The 18278-nt window shown below is 40.2% G+C and carries 19 protein-coding genes; 1 reads left to right on the plus strand and 18 read right to left on the minus strand.

Annotated elements, in window-relative coordinates:
- Nucleotides 1-9: 9 nt before the first annotated feature.
- The 5 genes from MHI16_RS16280 to MHI16_RS16300 all read right to left on the minus strand — a co-directional run bounded on the left by MHI16_RS16280 (nt 10) and on the right by MHI16_RS16300 (nt 4570).
- Nucleotides 10-1275, minus strand: coding sequence for a M23 family metallopeptidase (locus MHI16_RS16280; RefSeq protein ID WP_268466835.1), 1266 nt, complete (start codon nt 1273-1275; stop codon nt 10-12).
- A gap of 111 nt (nt 1276-1386) precedes the next feature.
- The gene (gene ftsX / locus MHI16_RS16285) at nt 1387-2277 is read right to left on the minus strand and encodes a permease-like cell division protein FtsX (RefSeq protein WP_012011409.1); all 891 of its coding nucleotides are present in this window, start codon (nt 2275-2277) and stop codon (nt 1387-1389) included.
- Complete coding sequence (gene ftsE / locus MHI16_RS16290; RefSeq protein ID WP_058013576.1) at nt 2270-2956, minus strand: cell division ATP-binding protein FtsE; 687 nt, start codon at nt 2954-2956, stop codon at nt 2270-2272. Before ftsE ends, ftsX begins: the two co-directional genes overlap by 8 nt.
- A 381-nt stretch (nt 2957-3337) precedes the next feature.
- Complete coding sequence (cccB, locus tag MHI16_RS16295) at nt 3338-3673, minus strand: cytochrome c551 (protein WP_058013575.1); 336 nt, start codon at nt 3671-3673, stop codon at nt 3338-3340.
- 48 nt (nt 3674-3721) lie between these two features.
- Nucleotides 3722-4570, minus strand: a complete 849-nt coding sequence (locus MHI16_RS16300; protein ID WP_003212797.1) for a YitT family protein — start codon at nt 4568-4570, stop codon at nt 3722-3724.
- A 189-nt stretch (nt 4571-4759) separates the two neighbouring features.
- On the opposite strand from MHI16_RS16300, the gene MHI16_RS16305 reads away from it, so the two are divergent.
- Nucleotides 4760-5494 carry an alpha/beta family hydrolase gene (locus MHI16_RS16305; RefSeq protein WP_058013574.1) on the plus strand — a complete coding sequence of 245 codons (735 nt, stop codon included), beginning with the start codon at nt 4760-4762 and terminating at the stop codon, nt 5492-5494.
- Nucleotides 5495-5510: 16 nt separating this feature from the next.
- On the opposite strand, the gene MHI16_RS16310 is transcribed toward MHI16_RS16305, so the two are convergent.
- The 13 genes from MHI16_RS16310 to MHI16_RS16370 all read right to left on the minus strand — a co-directional run bounded on the left by MHI16_RS16310 (nt 5511) and on the right by MHI16_RS16370 (nt 18246).
- Entirely contained in the window at nt 5511-7304 is a 1794-nt protein-coding gene (locus MHI16_RS16310; RefSeq protein ID WP_058013573.1) for a M3 family oligoendopeptidase, read from the minus strand.
- Nucleotides 7305-7428: 124 nt separating this feature from the next.
- A protein-coding gene (gene prfB, locus MHI16_RS16315) for a peptide chain release factor 2 (protein ID WP_151282354.1) occupies nt 7429-8530 on the minus strand; the annotation gives its coding sequence in 2 pieces (ribosomal slippage) (nt 7429-8457 and nt 8459-8530; 1101 coding nt in all).
- A gap of 67 nt (nt 8531-8597) precedes the next feature.
- Entirely contained in the window at nt 8598-11123 is a 2526-nt protein-coding gene (gene secA / locus MHI16_RS16320; protein ID WP_058013571.1) for a preprotein translocase subunit SecA, read from the minus strand.
- Between the two features lie 186 nt (nt 11124-11309).
- On the minus strand, nt 11310-11873 hold the full coding sequence (gene raiA / locus MHI16_RS16325; RefSeq protein WP_003213481.1) for a ribosome-associated translation inhibitor RaiA: 564 nt from the start codon (nt 11871-11873) through the stop codon (nt 11310-11312).
- 189 nt (nt 11874-12062) lie between these two features.
- Nucleotides 12063-13748 (minus strand): methyl-accepting chemotaxis protein, encoded by a 1686-nt coding sequence (locus MHI16_RS16330; protein ID WP_058013570.1) that lies wholly within the window; start codon nt 13746-13748, stop codon nt 12063-12065.
- Between the two features lie 32 nt (nt 13749-13780).
- Nucleotides 13781-14161 carry a hypothetical protein gene (locus MHI16_RS16335; RefSeq protein ID WP_058013569.1) on the minus strand — a complete coding sequence of 127 codons (381 nt, stop codon included), beginning with the start codon at nt 14159-14161 and terminating at the stop codon, nt 13781-13783.
- 13 nt (nt 14162-14174) lie between these two features.
- On the minus strand, nt 14175-14516 hold the full coding sequence (gene fliT / locus MHI16_RS16340; RefSeq protein WP_058013568.1) for a flagella biosynthesis regulatory protein FliT: 342 nt from the start codon (nt 14514-14516) through the stop codon (nt 14175-14177).
- Complete coding sequence (gene fliS, locus MHI16_RS16345) at nt 14513-14917, minus strand: flagellar export chaperone FliS (protein WP_058013567.1); 405 nt, start codon at nt 14915-14917, stop codon at nt 14513-14515. Before fliS ends, fliT begins: the two co-directional genes overlap by 4 nt.
- 17 nt (nt 14918-14934) lie before the next feature.
- Nucleotides 14935-16464 carry a flagellar hook-associated protein 2 gene (locus MHI16_RS16350; RefSeq protein WP_058013566.1) on the minus strand — a complete coding sequence of 510 codons (1530 nt, stop codon included), beginning with the start codon at nt 16462-16464 and terminating at the stop codon, nt 14935-14937.
- A gap of 20 nt (nt 16465-16484) precedes the next feature.
- On the minus strand, nt 16485-16826 hold the full coding sequence (gene flaG / locus MHI16_RS16355) for a flagellar protein FlaG (RefSeq protein ID WP_058013565.1): 342 nt from the start codon (nt 16824-16826) through the stop codon (nt 16485-16487).
- 161 nt (nt 16827-16987) lie between these two features.
- Nucleotides 16988-17212, minus strand: coding sequence for a carbon storage regulator CsrA (csrA, locus tag MHI16_RS16360; RefSeq protein ID WP_058013564.1), 225 nt, complete (start codon nt 17210-17212; stop codon nt 16988-16990).
- Entirely contained in the window at nt 17206-17640 is a 435-nt protein-coding gene (gene fliW / locus MHI16_RS16365; RefSeq protein WP_342498013.1) for a flagellar assembly protein FliW, read from the minus strand. The genes csrA and fliW overlap by 7 nt, the downstream gene beginning before the upstream one ends.
- Before the next feature lie 27 nt (nt 17641-17667).
- Nucleotides 17668-18246: a DUF6470 family protein gene (locus MHI16_RS16370; RefSeq protein ID WP_012011425.1), complete on the minus strand. Its 579-nt coding sequence runs from the start codon at nt 18244-18246 to the stop codon at nt 17668-17670.
- Nucleotides 18247-18278: the final 32 nt, after the last annotated feature.

The raw sequence follows: 18278 nt of genomic DNA on the forward strand, positions 1-18278 counted from the left end.
GCTTTTTGATTAGCGGATATATTGCGCTGGGTTGACTGCATTTGATTTAGCACCATTCCATAATCCTTTATGAATTTCAAAATGGAGATGCTGACCATGTGACTGGCCTGTATTCCCCATATATCCAAGGAATTGTCCTTGCTCGACTCTCTGCCCTGTGGACACACTTCTTGTAGATAGGTGGGCATATACCGTTTGATAAGTCTGTCCATTGATATTATGCGTAATGAATATCACGTTCCCGTAGCTTGATGAGTAGCTTGAGTTCGTGACTGTTCCAGATGCTGCTGCGACGACAGATACTGTGCCTTTTGCTGCAATATCTAATCCAAAGTGGTTTCCGCCAGAACGCCCGCCAAAGCCAGATGAGAAGCGTCCTGCAGCTGGTTTAATAAAACCTGAGCTGCTTGATGGTGTATCAGATACTTGATCTGAGCCGCCACTTTGAGGTGCAGGTGCACTTTTTTCAGCAGCTGCTTGTTCTGCTTTCTTTGCTTCTTCCTTTTGTCGGCGTGCTTCCTCAGACTTCACAGCCGCTTGTTGGTTCGTTAGAATTTCTTGTTCATTTTCGAGTTTGCCTAATTCATCATGGGCATGGTTCTTTTTATCTGTTACATCCCCTAAGATTTTCTCTTTTTCTTTTTGCTGTTTAGACAAATCCTTTTTCAACTCTTCTAGCTCTTTCAGAGATGTTTCAAGTCCACTTAGCTGATTATTTAGCTCTGCTTCTTTTTGCTCCACCAGCTTTAAATCATTTTCATGTTCTGTAATCATGTCTTTGTCTGCTTCGACAATGGTTGTGACAGCTCCAACACGACCGACAAAATCACTAAAGCTGCGAGCACCCAGCAGCACATCTAAATAGTTGATCGTACCGCCGCTTTTTTGCATCGAACGAATTCGATCTTTGAAAATAGCTTTTCTTTTTTCAATTCGATCATTGATGACTTGAATGTCCTTTTTTAGTTTCTTGATCTCTTGCTTCGTTTGTTTGACTTCTTTTTCTTTTTCTGCCACTTTTTCAGTTGCAGCACTTACCTTATGATCAATCTTTTCAATTTCTTTTTTGAGCTTTGATTCTTTCTTTTCAAGCTTAGCCAGCTCTGATTTCTTTTTCTTCAAAGTTGATTCAGTCTTTGATGTTTTCTCTTCGATTTGTTGACGCTTTTGATCTAGGTCTTCGTATGCGAATGCACGATTCTCATTCCCTGGAATATATAGCCACGTTGTTCCAATAAACGCTGCCATTCCAGCCATCATCAGCTTTCTTTTCAAAACGATATTCCCCTCCTATGACAACTGCCTGCATGAAGAGTCGACCGGATGAACTGGTTCAACCGGTCACACCTTCTATCAAATTCTCGAGTGCTGCCATCAAAAATAGATTTATACTTTTAAGAATTTACGGATGGACGTCAAGCTTCCCCATACACCAATGATTGCACCGATCAAAAGAAGGACCAGTGACACTTGATAAACAAACGGGTTATATGGAAGCATGGAAATAAATGAGCCTTGTACTCTCGGTGCCACCCAGCCCACTGCATATTGATATGTGCCAAGTAATAGAGCAATTGGTATAATGGAACCAAATACACCGAGCAGTAATCCTTCAATAAAGAATGGCCAGCGGATAAACCAGTTCGTTGCACCTACAAGCTTCATAATCTCGATTTCTTTACGTCTAGCAAAAATCGTAATTTTGATCGTATTTGAGATCAAGAACATGGCTGTAAATAAAAGCCCAATAATAAGCGCAATCCCTACATTTCGCGCCACTCCGACCACATTAAAGAGTCGGCTGACTTCTTCTTTACCATAGGTTACTTTATACGTACCTTTTAGGTTTTCTAATTTCTTCGCAACTTTTGGTGTATCGTGTGGATCTGATGTTTTCACAATAAACGCATCGTTTAATGGGTTTTCTTGATCAACAAGTCCCATGGATTGTCCATTTTCACCAAAGCTTTTAATCAGTGCTTTTAGTTCATCATCCTTGGATGAGTATTTCACATCACTGATTTCAGGAATCTTCTCAATTTCTGCTTTTAATTCATCCTGCTGCTTTTGATTCGCGGTTAAATCGATTAGAACTTTTACTTCTACTTCTTTCTCAGCGTTCGATGCCATGTTATTCAAGTTGAGCATAATCACAAGAAAAACCCCAACTAAAATCAATGTGACAGTGACCGCACTAATTGATGCAAATGTCATCCACGTGTTTCTTCCAAGTGAACGGAAGCTCTCACGTAAATGCCGCGAGAGAGTTTTAATCATAAATGCCGTACTCCCCTCTTGCTTCGTCACGCACAATCATTCCATCTTCGATTGCGATGACGCGTTTCTTCATGCTGTTTACAATCTCTTTGTTATGTGTTGCCATAACGACTGTTGTTCCTCGGTTATTAATCTCTTCGAGTGTCTTCATGATTTCCCAAGATGTGTCTGGATCAAGGTTTCCTGTCGGCTCGTCTGCAATGACTACCTCAGGACTATTCACGATCGAACGAGCGATGGATACACGCTGCTGCTCACCGCCAGACAGCTGGTCAGGAAATTGTCGCGCTTTGTGCTTGAGCTGTACCAAATCAAGTACATCCAGCACTTTTTTCTTAATGATTTGAGGCTGTTCCCCAATGACTTCGAGAGCAAATGCCACGTTCTCAAACACAGTGAGAGTTGGGAGTAGTTTGAAATCTTGGAATACTACGCCAATTTCTCTTCTTAAGTAAGGTATTTCTTTTTCCTTAATCGAGCCTAAATCTTTGCTATTAATTAAGATTTTCCCTTTGGTTGGCTTCTCTTCACGATACATCATTTTGATGAAAGTGGATTTACCAGCACCACTGGGACCAACAACATACACAAACTCTCCTGGGTGGATAGAGACATTGATTCCATTGATCGCCTTTACACCGTTAGGATAGATCTTGTAGACTTCCTTCATTTCAATCATGTAATCACCTAATCTTTTCTTATTTCTGACTAACAGCTTATCATGATGTTTTGACAGTAATCGTCAAAACACGTTATGTATGGTCACGCACATACCCTTCGATACGCACAAGCAATTTATGTCCTTTTCATCCAAAAAGATGAAAAAATTGAATCGTCTAAATTTCAACAACTCCAATTATACGTCATGAATCGACGCAATGGTATTACATTTATGTTTCAAAACTTATAGTTAAAAGGTAAAAACAACATTTAAAACCGAAAAACATGTCTTTTTACCCTTATTTTTTAAATAAATTTTAATATAATACGTTTTCATACTATTCAAAAGTCTTTTTCTACATATAAAAACAAAAAAAACCTTGTCGATTAGACAAAGGTTTTATTTTTTCTCTGCAAGCCACTTTGCTACTTCTTTTGCTTGCTTCTCATCTACCATTCCGCTTGGCATAGAGCCTTTACCATTCTGTGCAATATCTGCAATTTGGCTTTCATTATATTTCTTCCCTACTTCTTTCAGGCTTGGTCCGCCTCCGCCAGATAGGTCTTTCCCATGACAGCCAATACAGTTTTGCTGATAAATTTCCTCACCACTGCTCACAGTTGAAGCACTTTTGCTGCCTTCTTTTTTACTGTCACTGCTGCTTGAATTTCCTCCACAAGCCGCAAGAACAAGAAGCATCGCTGCAAACAGCATCATTAATCCGCTCTTTTGCATCAATTTCCCTCCCCTACAATCATTTGGTCAACGCTATTATATCCTTGTTTACGCCCTTTTAAAACCCTCACCAAGCACCTCTTTTGCATCCATTACGATGACAAATGCTGATGCATCGATTGCTTTCACCACTTGTTTCAACTTTGTGAATTGTGACTGCCCAACGACACACATCAAAATTGGACGGTCATGGTCAGTATATCCTCCGACTGCTGAGATTTTTGTGACACCACGGTCAATTTGATCAAACACTGCCTGTCTAACTTCATCCTCATGCCCTGTAATGATCATCGCCATTTTCGAATGACTGAATCCGGCCTGTACGACATCAATCGTTTTACTTGAAATAAATACACCAATGACAGCGTACAGTCCCTCTTCAATCCCGAAAACAGTCATCGCAGCCAATACAATTAGGCCATCCATCATCGCTAGACAAGTGCCAAGCGTGAGGCCTGTATATTTATTGATGATTTTGGCAGCGAGTGCCGTTCCACCTGTTGACCCATTTCCAAGGAACACGAGCCCTATTCCGATCCCAATCACTACTCCGCCAAAAATGGCTGCTAAGAGCGCTTCATGTGTCACTGGTGCAATATGTCTTGTGACAAACACCATCAAAGGTAAGAAAATAGAGCCAACGAGCGTTTTCACTCCGAATGTACCGCCTAATAAATAAAAACCAGCGATAAACAGCGGAATATTGAGCCCCCACTGCACATATGCCGCCTCAAAGCCGAATGACTGCATAATCGTACTAATACCGCTCACACCACCTGCGGCAATCTGATTCGGTAATAATAACGTATTAAATCCAATCGCCACAATGGCTGATCCAATTAAAATGAACAAGTAATTTTTCGCTTCAATCCATAATTGTGAATGTCCCTGCTTCATGTCTTTCTTCCTCCGTTACTTCTGAATGCACACCTATTTTAAGCCCTCCTATTACGAATGTAAATAACAGCCAAATGCAGTGCTAATGGATTAATACTTTATCACACAAACGGACCAGCGTACTTGCCGTTTGGTATAGGAGCAAATGATGGTATATTTAATATGTACATGAGAAAGAAGGGACATGCGATGAAGAAAATACTGAAGATCACAGGCATTACATTACTTGCACTGATCATTTTGGCTTTTGGTGCTTTCTATACATGGAGCCGCTTTACATACGGACCATCTGCCGCATTAAAAAAGCAAGTAAACATCGAGCAAGTAGAACTTAAAAACGACGTATATACATTTGCTTCAACAAAAAGCGATACAGGCATCATTTTCTATCCAGGAGCAAAGGTAGAACCACTTTCGTACGCCTATATCGGGAATGAATTGATGAAAAAAGGCTATTCTGTCTTTATCCCTGACATGCCATTTTCGTTTGCGATTTTTCATACAAATAAAGCACAAGATATCATGAAGGATCATCAAACGATCAAACACTGGTATATTGGCGGACATTCACTTGGTGGAACAGCTGCCGCTATGTTTGCAGAAAAAAACCAGCGCAAGCTCGACGGTCTTTTTTTCCTTGCATCTTATCCAGCATCAGATGAGCTGGAATCATCGTCCTTGAATATCCTCTCTATATCAGGTGAAAAGGATGGACTTGCGACACAAGAGAAAATCATGAAGTCGAAAACAAACCTGCCGTCTCAAACTGTTTATCATGAAATAAAAGGCGGGAACCATGCTCAGTTTGGCATGTACGGTAAACAAAAAGGTGATCAGCCAGCGGACATTCAAGTCCTCACACAGCAAAAGGAGATCATTCAAACGATGCTTGAATGGCTAAAACCAGCAAAAAAGCTCCCGTAATGGGAGCTTTTCATTTTTACTTTTTCGTCGCTTCTAAAAACTCTTCAGCGTCTGCTACAGCGAGGCTAATGGCTTCCTCCCAAAAGTCTTTTTGGGTAAGATCGACACCTAAGTGCTTAAAGGCCAAATCTTCTACTGTCATTGAAGCTGTGTCCTTTAGTAATGCAATATATTTTTCTTCAAATGAAGTACCAGCCTGCAAGGCTTTTGCATAAATCCCTAGTGAGAACATGTAGCCAAATGTGTATGGGAAATTATAAAACGGTACACCCGTGATATGGAAATGCAGCTTAGACGCCCAGAAATGCGGATGGTATTCATCTAATGAGTCGCCAAAGGCTTCTTTCTGCGCTTCTACCATCAGCTCATTCAACCGGTCCGCCGGCACTTCTCCTTGTTTACGCTCTTCATAAAAGCGCTGTTCAAACAAGAAACGAGATTGAATGTTCATGAAAAATGCGACACTCCGCTGCAGCTTATCCTCTAACAAGCTGAGGCGCTCCTCTTCATTTGCCGCTTCTTTTAAAGAAGCATCAGCCACAATCATTTCTGCGAATGTCGACGCCGTTTCAGCTACATTCATCGCATATTTGCGATTAAGAATACGAACATCCTGCATCACTTCCTGATGGAACGAATGACCAAGCTCATGCGCAAGTGTCGCCACATTGGATGGACTGCCTGAGAAGGTCATAAAAATGCGTGACTCTCCGCTGTCAGGGAAATTTGTACAAAAACCGCCTACTCGTTTGTTCGGGCGATCCTCAGCTTCTACCCAGCGCTCATTAAAGGCCTTTTCTGTAAAGGCAGCAAGCTCTTCTCCAAAGCCAGCGAAATGTTTCACAATAAAAGCAGCTGCTTCCTGGTACGGATAGATCTTGGTCTCACTGCCAATAGGAGCCCCAACATCAAACCAGCTTAGCTTATCCACTCCAAGCATGTCAGCCTTTCGATGTAAGTAATCAATGAATGGCTGTTTATGTTCATCAATCACAGACCACATAGCATCAAGGGTTTCTTGTTTCATCCGGCAAATATCAAGCGGCTCTTTTAAAATATGATCCCAGCCTCTTGCTTCATATACTTGCAAACGAAAACCTGCCAGATGATTGAGCGTGCTTGCAAATAGATGTTCGTCCTGCGTCCATGCATGCTCTAGGTTATGGTAAACAGCCTTTCTGACTTCACGGTCTGAATCATCCATCGCATTTTCCGCTTGGCCAACAGAGATCATCTGCGTTTCACCATGTTGTTCAAACGGAATCGTAATCTTATTTACCAAGCTAGAATAAAGCTCATCCCACGCATGGTAGCCATCTACGGCTAGCTTTTGAATCAATGTTTCTTGCTCAACAGGCAATTGATCCTTCACGCGCTCTCTGCGTTCATTTAATATGTAGCGAACATCTGAAAAGGCCTCTGAATTCATGAGATCTTCCCATTTTCCAGGAGAGATGGCCGCGAGCGCCTGATCAAACAGCGCAAGAATGGTACCTAAATCAGCTTCCAGCTTAGCAATCGTACTTCGAAGACTACCAGCTTTCATATCCTTTGTATTTTGCGATTGAAGACAGGATACAAATGAACCTGCTTGAGACAGTTTTTTATATGTGGTTTCATACGTGTCAAGGACAGACGTTAACCTATTTTCAATGTGTGTATCTTCATTTGAAAAGGCATCGACCTTTTGTCGTAATTCATCTAATAGCTGCTCAATGTGTTGCAAGTATGTTTTAAATTCTGGTGAAGAGCTGCCTCCTTTAAAAAAGGCATCTAAATCCCACGTCTCTTGTAATCGTGTTAATCCCAAAATATTTCCCCCTTTATTTGCTAATTTCATCATACAAAGGATATAGAGTCAGTATGGCGTATGTATTCCTTTATATTCATTATATTTTCTCACAATAAAAAAAACCCGGCAAGAAGCCGAGTCTTTATGATAATTTCGAACGTAAGTAAGCGTCGATAAATGAATCTACATCTCCATCCATGACCGCTTGAACATTTCCCATCTCCGTATTGGTTCGATGGTCTTTCACAAGAGAATACGGATGGAATACATAAGAGCGAATTTGGCTTCCCCAGCCAATTTCTTTCTGCTCTCCTCTAATTTCATCCAATTCAGCCTGCTGTTCTTCGATCCGTCTTTGATAAAGTTTCGATTTCAGCATTTTCATCGCACGATCTCTGTTTTTGATTTGTGATCTTTCTGTTTGACATGTCACCACGACATTGGTTGGAATGTGTGTAATACGAACGGCAGAGTCAGTCGTATTGACGTGCTGTCCACCGGCGCCGCTTGCACGATACGTATCTACTTTGATATCTTCTGTTCGAATATCAATATCGATTTCTTCATTGAACTCAGGCATGACATCACAGGAAACGAAAGACGTATGCCTGCGGCCAGATGAATCAAAAGGAGAAATACGAACCAAACGATGGACGCCTTTTTCTGCTTTTAAGTACCCGTATGCGTTATGCCCTTTGATGAGCAATGTCACAGACTTAATTCCTGCTTCATCACCAGGAAGATAATCGAGTGTTTCAACCTTAAAGCCTCTGCGCTCTGCCCAGCGAGTATACATTCTCAGAAGCATAGAACCCCAGTCCTGTGATTCAGTACCGCCTGCGCCTGGGTGAAGCTCGAGGATGGCATTGTTTTTATCATATGGTTCACTTAAGAGAAGCTGCAGTTCAAACTCGTTAAATTGCTTGGTTAAATTCTTCAGCTCTTTCTCAAGCTCTACATGAAGCTCCTCGTCATAATCTTCCTTTAATAGGTCATGTGTCATTTGCAGCTCTTCATGAGATTCACTGAGCTCATGGTATGAATTCACATTATCCTTTAGTGCATTGGCTTCATTGATGACGCCTTGTGCCTTTTGCTGATCATTCCAAAAATCAGCCTCTGACATTGTCGCTTCGAGTTCTGCAATTTTGGCTTCTTTTGTTTCGAGGTCAAAGAGACCCCCTAAAATCAGCTAGCCTGCTAGCCATATTTTCAAGCTCTTGTCTAATTTCTACTAATTCCATATCCTTCACCTCATAGATGTATGGGGGCTGACATGAATAGAAAGAGGTTTTCACCTCTTTCTATTACTTATTCTGTCTTCCCATGACAATTTTTATATTTCTTGCCGCTTCCGCAGTGACATGGTGAGTTTCGACCAATGTCTACGACTTTACGTACCGGCTTCTTTTTCACTGTCTTCTCCTCATCACCCTCTTGAGGCTGATGAGCTGTTGTTTGACCTTGAACGACTTCTTCGCGTTCTAAGTTGTTTTGGATTTCTGATTTCAAGACATATTTGGCCACATCATCTTCGATTGAAGCGACCATATGCTCAAACATCGCAAATCCTTCCATTTGATACTCACGAAGCGGATTTGTTTGTGCATACGCACGTAAATGAATCCCTTGACGCAGTTGATCCATTGCATCGATATGATCCATCCACTTTGAATCCACCGCACGAAGAACGATGACTTTTTCAAATTCTCGCATTTGTTCATCGCCATATGTTTCTTCTTTTGCATCGTATTTTTCTTTAATACGATCCATAATGAAGGAGGTGATTTCATCTGCTTCTTTACCGTAAATGTCCTTAACCGAAATGGCTCCTTCATCTAAATAGTTCGTGTTGATTAATTCAACAAGCCCATCTAGTTTCCATTCTTCAGGAAGCTCTTCTTTCGGCGTATAAGAACCAACAGCGCGCTCAATTGAAGACTGAATCATATTGATCACAATCGATTTTAAGTTATCAGAATCAATGACTTCAAAGCGCTGCTTGTAAATCACTTCACGCTGCTGACGAAGTACATCGTCATATTGCAGAAGCTGTTTACGTGAATCAAAGTTGTTCCCCTCAACGCGTTTTTGAGATGATTCAACGGCTTTAGACACCATTTTACTTTGGATAGGTGTAGTGTCATCCATGCCAAAGCGGTCAAGCATTGCCATCGTGCGCTCTGCACCAAATCGGCGCATCAATTCATCTTCCATAGAGAGATAGAATTGGGTAATCCCTGGGTCTCCTTGACGACCAGAACGTCCACGCAGCTGGTTATCAATACGTCGTGATTCATGACGCTCTGTCCCAATTACAGCTAGACCGCCAAGCTCTTTGACGCCTTTGCCAAGCTTGATGTCCGTACCACGTCCTGCCATGTTGGTTGCAATGGTGACGGCACCCTTTTGACCAGCCTCTTCAATAATTTGTGCCTCACGCTCATGGTTTTTCGCATTTAACACTTGATGAGGAATCCCTTTATTTTTAAGCAGCTTAGAAATAAGCTCAGACGTCTCAACCGCTACTGTTCCGACAAGCACTGGCTGCCCTGTCATATAGCGCTGCGCAACATCTTCAGCCACTGCTTTAAATTTACCTTCCATTGTGCGGTAAATTAAATCAGGTCTGTCATCACGAACCACTGGTTGATTGGTCGGGATTGTCACAACCTGCATGTTGTAAATGTTACGGAATTCTTCTTCTTCCGTTTTCGCTGTACCGGTCATACCAGAAAGCTTTTCATACATGCGGAAGTAGTTCTGGAATGTAATCGTTGCAAGGGTCATACTTTCGTTCTGCACTTCGAGACCTTCTTTTGCCTCAATGGCTTGATGCAGACCTTCACTATAACGGCGTCCTTTCATGAGACGTCCTGTGAAAGAGTCAACAATAACGACTTGACCTTCTTCAACGACATAATCCACATCTTTTTGCATCGCAACATGTGCCTTTAGCGCCTGGGCGATGTGATGGTTCAATGCGACATGTTTAACATCGAATAAGTTTTCGATGCCGAATGCTTTTTCTGCTTTCGTCATTCCGCTTTCTGTCAGCTGAACACTTTTTGTTTTAATATCGTATGTGAAATCATCTTCTATTTTTAGTGTACGAACAAATGCATTCGCTTGTACGTAAAGCTTTGTAGATTTCGCAGCTTGTCCAGAAATAATAAGAGGTGTTCTCGCTTCATCAATTAAGATGGAGTCAACCTCATCAATCACGGCATAATGAAGCGGTCTTTGAACCATTTGCTCTTTGTAAAGAACCATGTTATCCCGTAAATAGTCAAAGCCAAGTTCGTTGTTTGTGGAATACGTAATATCAGCGGCATACGCTTCTCTTTTTTCATCTTTGTCTAAGCTGTTTAAGTTTAAGCCAACCGTTAAGCCAAGAAATTCAAAAATCTTGCCCATTTCCTCTGCATCACGACTTGCCAAATATTCGTTGACTGTCACAATGTGGACGCCTTTTCCAGAAAGAGCATTTAAATAAACAGGCATTGTTGAAGTCAACGTTTTACCTTCACCTGTTTTCATCTCAGAGATGTTGCCTTCATGAAGCGCGATCCCCCCCATGAGCTGCACCTTAAATGGGAACATTCCTGTCACGCGGCGTGATGCCTCGCGAACCGTTGCAAATGCTTCAACCAACAGGTCATCCACGGATTGTCCTTTTTCAAGTTTTTCTTTAAATTCGATCGTTTTATTTCGTAAAGCCTCGTCAGATAATTTCTCGAAATCTTGAGCGAGAGCTTCAATTTCATTTGCTTTTTTTTCATATTTGCTGATCGTACGTTTCGTAGGATCAAACACTTTGTTTAAGATTCCAAGCATATAATAACGCTCCTCTATTTCATGCAATTTTTCGGCATGTCCAAAAGATTGACAGGTCCATATTTACCTGCATTTATCATACCATACCTTCCTTCATTTCCAAAGAATTTGCAATGATTTCGCACAAAAAACCCGCCCCTCATAGAGGGAACGGATTTACTTTTTTTAGGTTATTTTTAGATCAGATTAAGCGTTTGGCTCAATGAGTCCATATTTTCCATCATTTCGGCGATAGACCACATTGGTCAAATTTGTCTCAGCATTTGTGAAGACGAAGAAACTATGACCTAACATGTTCATTTGAAGAATGGCCTCTTCGCTATCCATCGGTTTTAAATTGAAACGTTTTTGTCTGACGATTTCTGTTTCATCAATTTCTTCGTCATCTTGAACAGCTACATCAGCCGTCCCATTTCCTCCAGCAAATAAGTGCTTTTTGGCACCTTGTTCGCGGAATTTACGGTTTACTTTTGTTTTGTGCTTACGAATTTGACGTTCTAATTTACTGGCTGCTAGGTCTACTGCATTGTACATATCTTCATTATGCACCTCAGCTCGAAGTGCTAGATCAGTCATTGGAATGGTAACCTCAACTTTAGATTCTTGATCATTGTAAAACTTCAAGTTCACGTTGACTGAAGCATCTACGTCTGTCTCAAAATAACGCTCCAGCTTTCCAATTTTTTTCTCGACATGATCTCTTAGTGCAGGTGTTACATCGATGTTTTCTCCTCTGACATTGTAATTCATGTAAAGAACGCCTCCTTTAAAATTAAGGATATGTAAACCTATTTCTACTTTTCCCTCCTTTTCTCCTGCTCAAACGTAAAAAAAATGTGAATATTTATTGAAATTTGTCGAATTTTGCGGTGCTTCAACTGTTGCTTGATAGGTGATGAATATATATTCGGCTCATTCTTGAAAAAGACCAACACACATTTAAATGGTGAACGATGATATTGATGTTTTCAGCGATTGAGATAAGGTTTTTAAGTCTTCTGCCGCTGCTTTCATTTCTTCATTAGCTGCCAATGATTCTTCAACAGCCGCAGACATGTACTCCGTCTCTTCTGAATTGCGTTTGGCTCCTTCTTCAATGACCCCAACCGTCTGAGATATTTCCTCTGTACTAGCTGAAATCTCCTCAGCAGTGGCTGAAAGTTCCTCTGCTTTCATCGAAATATCACGAATAGATTCCAGGATTTCATGAAAACTCTGTTCTGACAATTGCGATACTTTCACACCTTCTGCTACATCCTGCTCAACCTTTGTCATCGTATGTGATGATTTTTCAGTATCTTTGTTCACGTTCGCGAGCAATTGACTAATTTGATCTGTCAGCTGACTAGATTCTTCCGCCAGTTTCCTCACTTCATCTGCTACTACCGCAAAGCCTCTCCCATTCTCTCCCGCTCTTGCCGCTTCAATAGCAGCATTTAAAGCAAGCAAATTCGTTTGATCAGCGATTGCATGGATATGACTTAACAAATCTTCAATGCCAGTAAACTGGGCTTGTACATGAGCCATTGTGGAATGGTGCTCGTTCACAGACGCTTTGATAGAGCTCATTTGTTTTACGAATTGCTGAATAAGCGCTGCACCCTCTTCAGCCTTTTCAGTCACTGAAATTGAGTGACCCGAAACATCGGATGTGTGCTCAGCTGCATTTTGCATACCAGTCGAGACTTCTTGAATGGCAGAAGCTACTTTTCCGACCGCCTCTGATTGTTCACGTGAAGCTTCACTAACCTGTTCAATCGAGCTAGATGTCTGCTCACTGGCCAATATGGTTTGATGAATCGTTTCCTCAAACTGAGCAGCAGAATCAGCTAATTGTCTTGATCCTTGTTGCACCTGTAAAATGAGCTGACGCAAATGCTTTGTCATTTGATTAAAAGCGGTACCGAGCTGCCCAATCTCATTTTTAGAGGTCACTTCAATCTCTTCAAGTGTAAGGTCACCATCTGCCATCCTTCTTGCAGCATTTGTGACAGACACAATCGGCTTTGTCATACGATAAACGAATCTTGTCCCAATCAACAAAAAGCCAACAATAATGACCGCACTAACTAGAATGAGAGTAAATAGTAATTGATTACTGTCTTGGTTGAGCTGATTGATTTTTTGGTCACGCTGCTTTAACTGGGTTTGAGCAAATTCTTTTGTAAAGGTATGTATTTCTTGTTCGATAGGTTGTAATTCTTGATTGAGGCGTGTGTTGAATTCTTTTTGATTTTGCATATTCAATGAATTAAATAGTCGGTTCGTTGAGGTGTAGTAGAGATAATTCTTTTCTGAGATTTGATCTAATAGATTTTTTGCTTGTTTGACAGTGCTCATGTTTGCAGCTTCCGTTGTTTTCTTATTAATCTCTTCATATGTTTGCTCAATTTTCTGTAAATTTTCAGCATCTTGCACGACAACATAGGTTTTGATTTGTGCTTCCTGTTTTTGCAAAAGCGCCTCTAATTCCAGTGAGGTCTGATAAAGCTTCACTTCTTTATTGAGAAGCGTCTTGTAGGATTGATCAGTTTTGTAATAGATAAAGCTTGAGAATCCTAAAATACTGACAAACAATACACATATGACAATAAGCCCAAATAAAAATTGATTTTTTAGTCTCATAATTTCCTCCGAAAGTCTGAATTGAACAAAAATTAATGAATGACATACGGCCTCATACAGGCATGTATTTCATCCATCCACTTTCTATATTCAGGTATAAAATATGATGTAAGGAATGATTGGAAGTGTATTGAAGGGAATGTATAGAAAGCTAGTATATCAAAACTTAAAAAAATTTGATCAAACGAACGAATCGTTTTGGCAAAGTGCTCATTTTCTATAATTGAAAGCAGAAGGGGATGAGTTGTCTCTAAATGAAAGAAGGCATGGATCAGATCATTAAAGATCCGATCCCCTTCAGTTTTAGCAAAATCCTTCTCAATTTCATCTAAATATTTTAGACTCTCTTCTATCGTAAATAGAAGTTCATAATATGTGGTTAATAAAATATAGTCATCTGAACGATACGCCACAGGTCTCACCTAATTATTTCCGTTTATCGTAATATACGCCGTCACTCGTCATAGGCTGGTATGGATTTTGATAATTAAGCTGTTTCGTTTTCTTTTTTTGAATGGCTTGAATATCTGCTTTGATCCCATTTTGGATCACAGTTAATTGCTTTGCCATCTGTTGATCTGTTTGGATAATTTCTTTGATTTTTTCTTTTTCTTGATCTGTCAGCTCATGCTGAATCTCTCTCATCAATTCGTCTCTCTCAATTAAAAAGGCATCAAAGTCCTCAACTAAGGTGTCACTTTGCGGATTTGACGTTATTTCGGCTGCCATTTTTAATGTTTGGTCATGCAGCTGGTCCACAATACTCATAGAGATCCTCCAATAGAGTGGTGGCGCCCTTTTCGATCGGTTTGAATAACTTCCTTCCACGCATCACGAAAATCAGTTACGTATTGCTCTACTTCATTCAACATCTCTTCGTCATTTTGAAGATTGGCTTCAATCAGTCTGCGATAAATGTAATCATACATACTTGCCATACTCTTTGATACGTCATAAGAACGATTTAAGGTGACATTTAATTCTTGAATGATGTTTTGAGCCTTCTTCAGGTTCACATTTCTCGTTTCTGCATCCTCTTTTTGAATGGCATACTTCGCTAATCTAATGAACTTTAAGCAGCCTTCATAAAGCATAAGCGTCAACTCGGCAGGTGTTGCTGTCTCAATAGAATTTTTCTGATAGGCGGCATAAGGGTTCTGAATTGCCATATGTTATAAACCTCCAATTATTGTCCAAGCAGTTGAGAAAGATAGCCAGATTGGTTGTTTAGCTTTTGAATCGCGCTATCCATGGCGTTAAACTTTTTGTAGTAACGGGCTTCAACAAGTTTCAAACGGTCTTGGAATGTATCCATTCGTTTTGTTAAAGAATCAAGGTCCTTACCCAGTCCGTATTCCTTTAATTCCATTGTTGTGCTACCAGCCTTTTTTTGAATACTTTTCGAAAGTTCTGATAAGGAATTTTTGACACGATAGATGATTCCTTGTTCTTTATATTGCTGTTGCGCTTTGTCTTTATCTTTTGAATCCACGTTTAAAGAACCTGAGATAAACATTTGACTGACCTTCTCTGGGTCTTCTTCAATGGCTTTTCTTAATTTCTCTACACCATTAATATCCTTACTAAATTCCAGCTTGCCGCCATCTTTATACTTGGATGATGTCGTAATACCGATTTGTGTGAGGTGAATTTTATTCGCATCACTAGTCGTAATATCTGCATAAAAATCACTTCTTATTTTAGAAGCACCAGCTCGTAAAATGGAATCACTTCTCAGCAAGCCAGACTTCGCGGTCGTTTCCCATAGCTCCACTTCTTTTTCAGACATCGCTTTTTTCTCTTCAGCCGTTAATGGATGATAGTCTCTGTTTTTCTTTTCATTGACTTTACCATTAATCTGCTCAACGAGCTCATTGTATTTATCAACAAATTGTTTAATTTTATCAAAGATTGCATCCACATCTGTCGAAACATTTAAGCTGACAGGCTTATCGGTTGTCCCTTTAAGCTCGTACGTAATACCAGCTTGCTCAAAGGTATTGCTGTTATTTTCCATTTTCAGACCATTAATCTCGTATTGTGCTTTTTGCCCTTGAGTGGTCGCAACTAATTTGTTATCTCCATCCACTTGGAAGCCTAATTGAGTGAAGAATGAAGCTGAATTACCATCAGCTGCTTTAATACTGACACCTTCCCCCGTTGTCCGAGAAGTAAGAGCGATCGTATCGACATAGTTAGATCCGTCAAAGATCTGTCCTTTGTAAGCTGTCACACCTAATTGTGAGTTGTTCAGTTTTTTCACGATGTCATCAATTGTATCGGTATCAGTAGTATTGATCGTCACCGTTTTCGGTTTTGTCGAATCTGGTGTCGTCACCTCGAATGTAAACGTGCCATTTGCAGGTGTAAAACCAGAAGTACCAGACGATTTGAAGACAGAAGCTGTCGCTAGTTGGGTAACATTGATTGAGCCAGAGGCAGCATTTGTTGATCCAGTTGCTGTGACAGCAGATTCATTAGAGCTTGTCACTTTTTTTGCTCCATATGTACTTGGACGCGTTAAGTTTAAGCTGTTGATTAAATCATCTAATTCTTTGACTTTTGAGGTAACCTCACGATAACTGTCTCTTTGCCATTCAAGTGTTTGTTTCTGGCGTGTCATTTTATCAAGTGGTGCTTGTTCTGTTTTCATGAGTTTTGATACGATTTCATCAATATCAAACACATTCGAAAATCCCGTAATTCGATTAACCATTGTTTATGTTCTCCCTTCACTTACATTCTTTTATCTACAAATAAACCGACAATTTCTGTCATCGCCGCATAGAAATCAAGCCATTCCTTGGAAGGAATCTCTCTAATGACTTCTTCTGTTTGGTTATCTACGACTTTGACATAATATTCATTGAGTTTTTCATGTAATTCAAATTGCAGATGAAATTGCGTAGGCTCAATGAGCTTGTTTGCCCCTTGAAGCGTTTTTTCAATTTCTTCTTTTGAAACGACCTTGCCATTTGCTTGTGAGTCAGAGTTTACATTGTCATTCTGTTTATTAGAAACACGGGTTTGAAATGCATCAATAATTGGCTCTAGCGATGTCAATTTACCAACAGACATAGTTATTCAGCTCCTGTGCTTTAATCTATCTTTTATATCGGCTTTGAATTTGCAAATTAAATATAGATGGACCGATTTGTTAAAGTTTCCTATAGATCATGAACATCTGTATTGATACGCTTTCACACGGAGAAGGGCAACTGAATGCGATAAAAAAATCCTCACTTTTTTTGTGAGGATAATTGAGAGAGGAGATCTAAAGATAAACTCGCAGCACGACTGTTCTCTTCTTGAATAGACAGGTACACTTCTTTCCTGTGAATATCAATGTGCTTAGGAGCTTCAATCCCGATTTTCACTTGATCACCTTCGATTGAAATAATCTTAACTTCAATATCATCGCCTATTTGAATCGACTGGTTTAATTTACGAGATAGAACTAACATGAGGATGCCACCTCTAACAAATGTTTTGTATGATAGGCTGAATCATGCAAAATCACCTGCTTGGCTTTCATGTTTTTGCGGTTCACAATAATAGGCGCTCTTAAATTGGCTGTCGTTTTTTCAATAGAAGATTCCATTGTTAAGATCACCATGACTTCCACTTCATTCGCATCTTCTACTTCTAGAATACCTACGACCGTTTCGTCTAGGTCGAATTCATATTGATTGAAAAATAAAAACGGACTGCTGACAATAAAGCCTAACTCTGCGTTTTTCAATGATTGAAGAACTAAAAATGGAGACTCGTCTGATAAAGGTAAAATGACAAACTGTTTTTGATCCAGAAATCCTGGTATTCCATTAGAGAAGTTGATAATTTGCTCCTCTTTGATTGTCACTTCACCATGGTATTTTGTTTGAATGATCATAATTCACGACCTTTTTCTTTTTCTTAACTATACCTTATCACCATTTTGGCCCGTTTCGTCAACTTCTATTTTTAAATCTGGGTATTGTAACATATCGATATTGACCTTACCTGGCTGGTAGTTAACGATTGGTTTATGAGGCGTTGCCTCTATGATAGCTTTTTGAGGCTCCACATCAATTTGAAGCTCAGATGGCTGATAGTGAATTTTCACACTAAAGAATGAAGGGATCACACCAATGGTGAATTGTTTGGCTGGAGGAGCGCCATTGATTTTGGCAAACTCAGCAATTGCATTCCCACCATTCTCAATCTTGATGAGCTCACTACCTTCTTCCGCTCTTCTGCCCATTCCTTCTCCAACAGCACGTTTCCCTTCAGCTGCCCATTCCTCAGAACGTCTAAAAATCGACTTGATATCCATATCGGCAAATGCCTCGGTTTGATCTATAGTTAATTTTGACGGTGTCCTTTTGATATTCATAACAGCTTTGGGCTGCTGAATTTCAAGGTCCGCTCTGGGCTGCTCTACTTCTTGCCGGGATGGAGTTGTCGACATTTGCAGCTTTGCATAGGTTTGTTGCATTAACAATCTAGGGATTTGCATATTGGTACACCTCCATGAAGCAAAAAAGCACC

Source organism: Bacillus sp. FSL K6-0923, from assembly GCF_038630825.1.
Classification (GTDB): Bacteria; Bacillota; Bacilli; order Bacillales; family Bacillaceae; genus Bacillus; species Bacillus pumilus.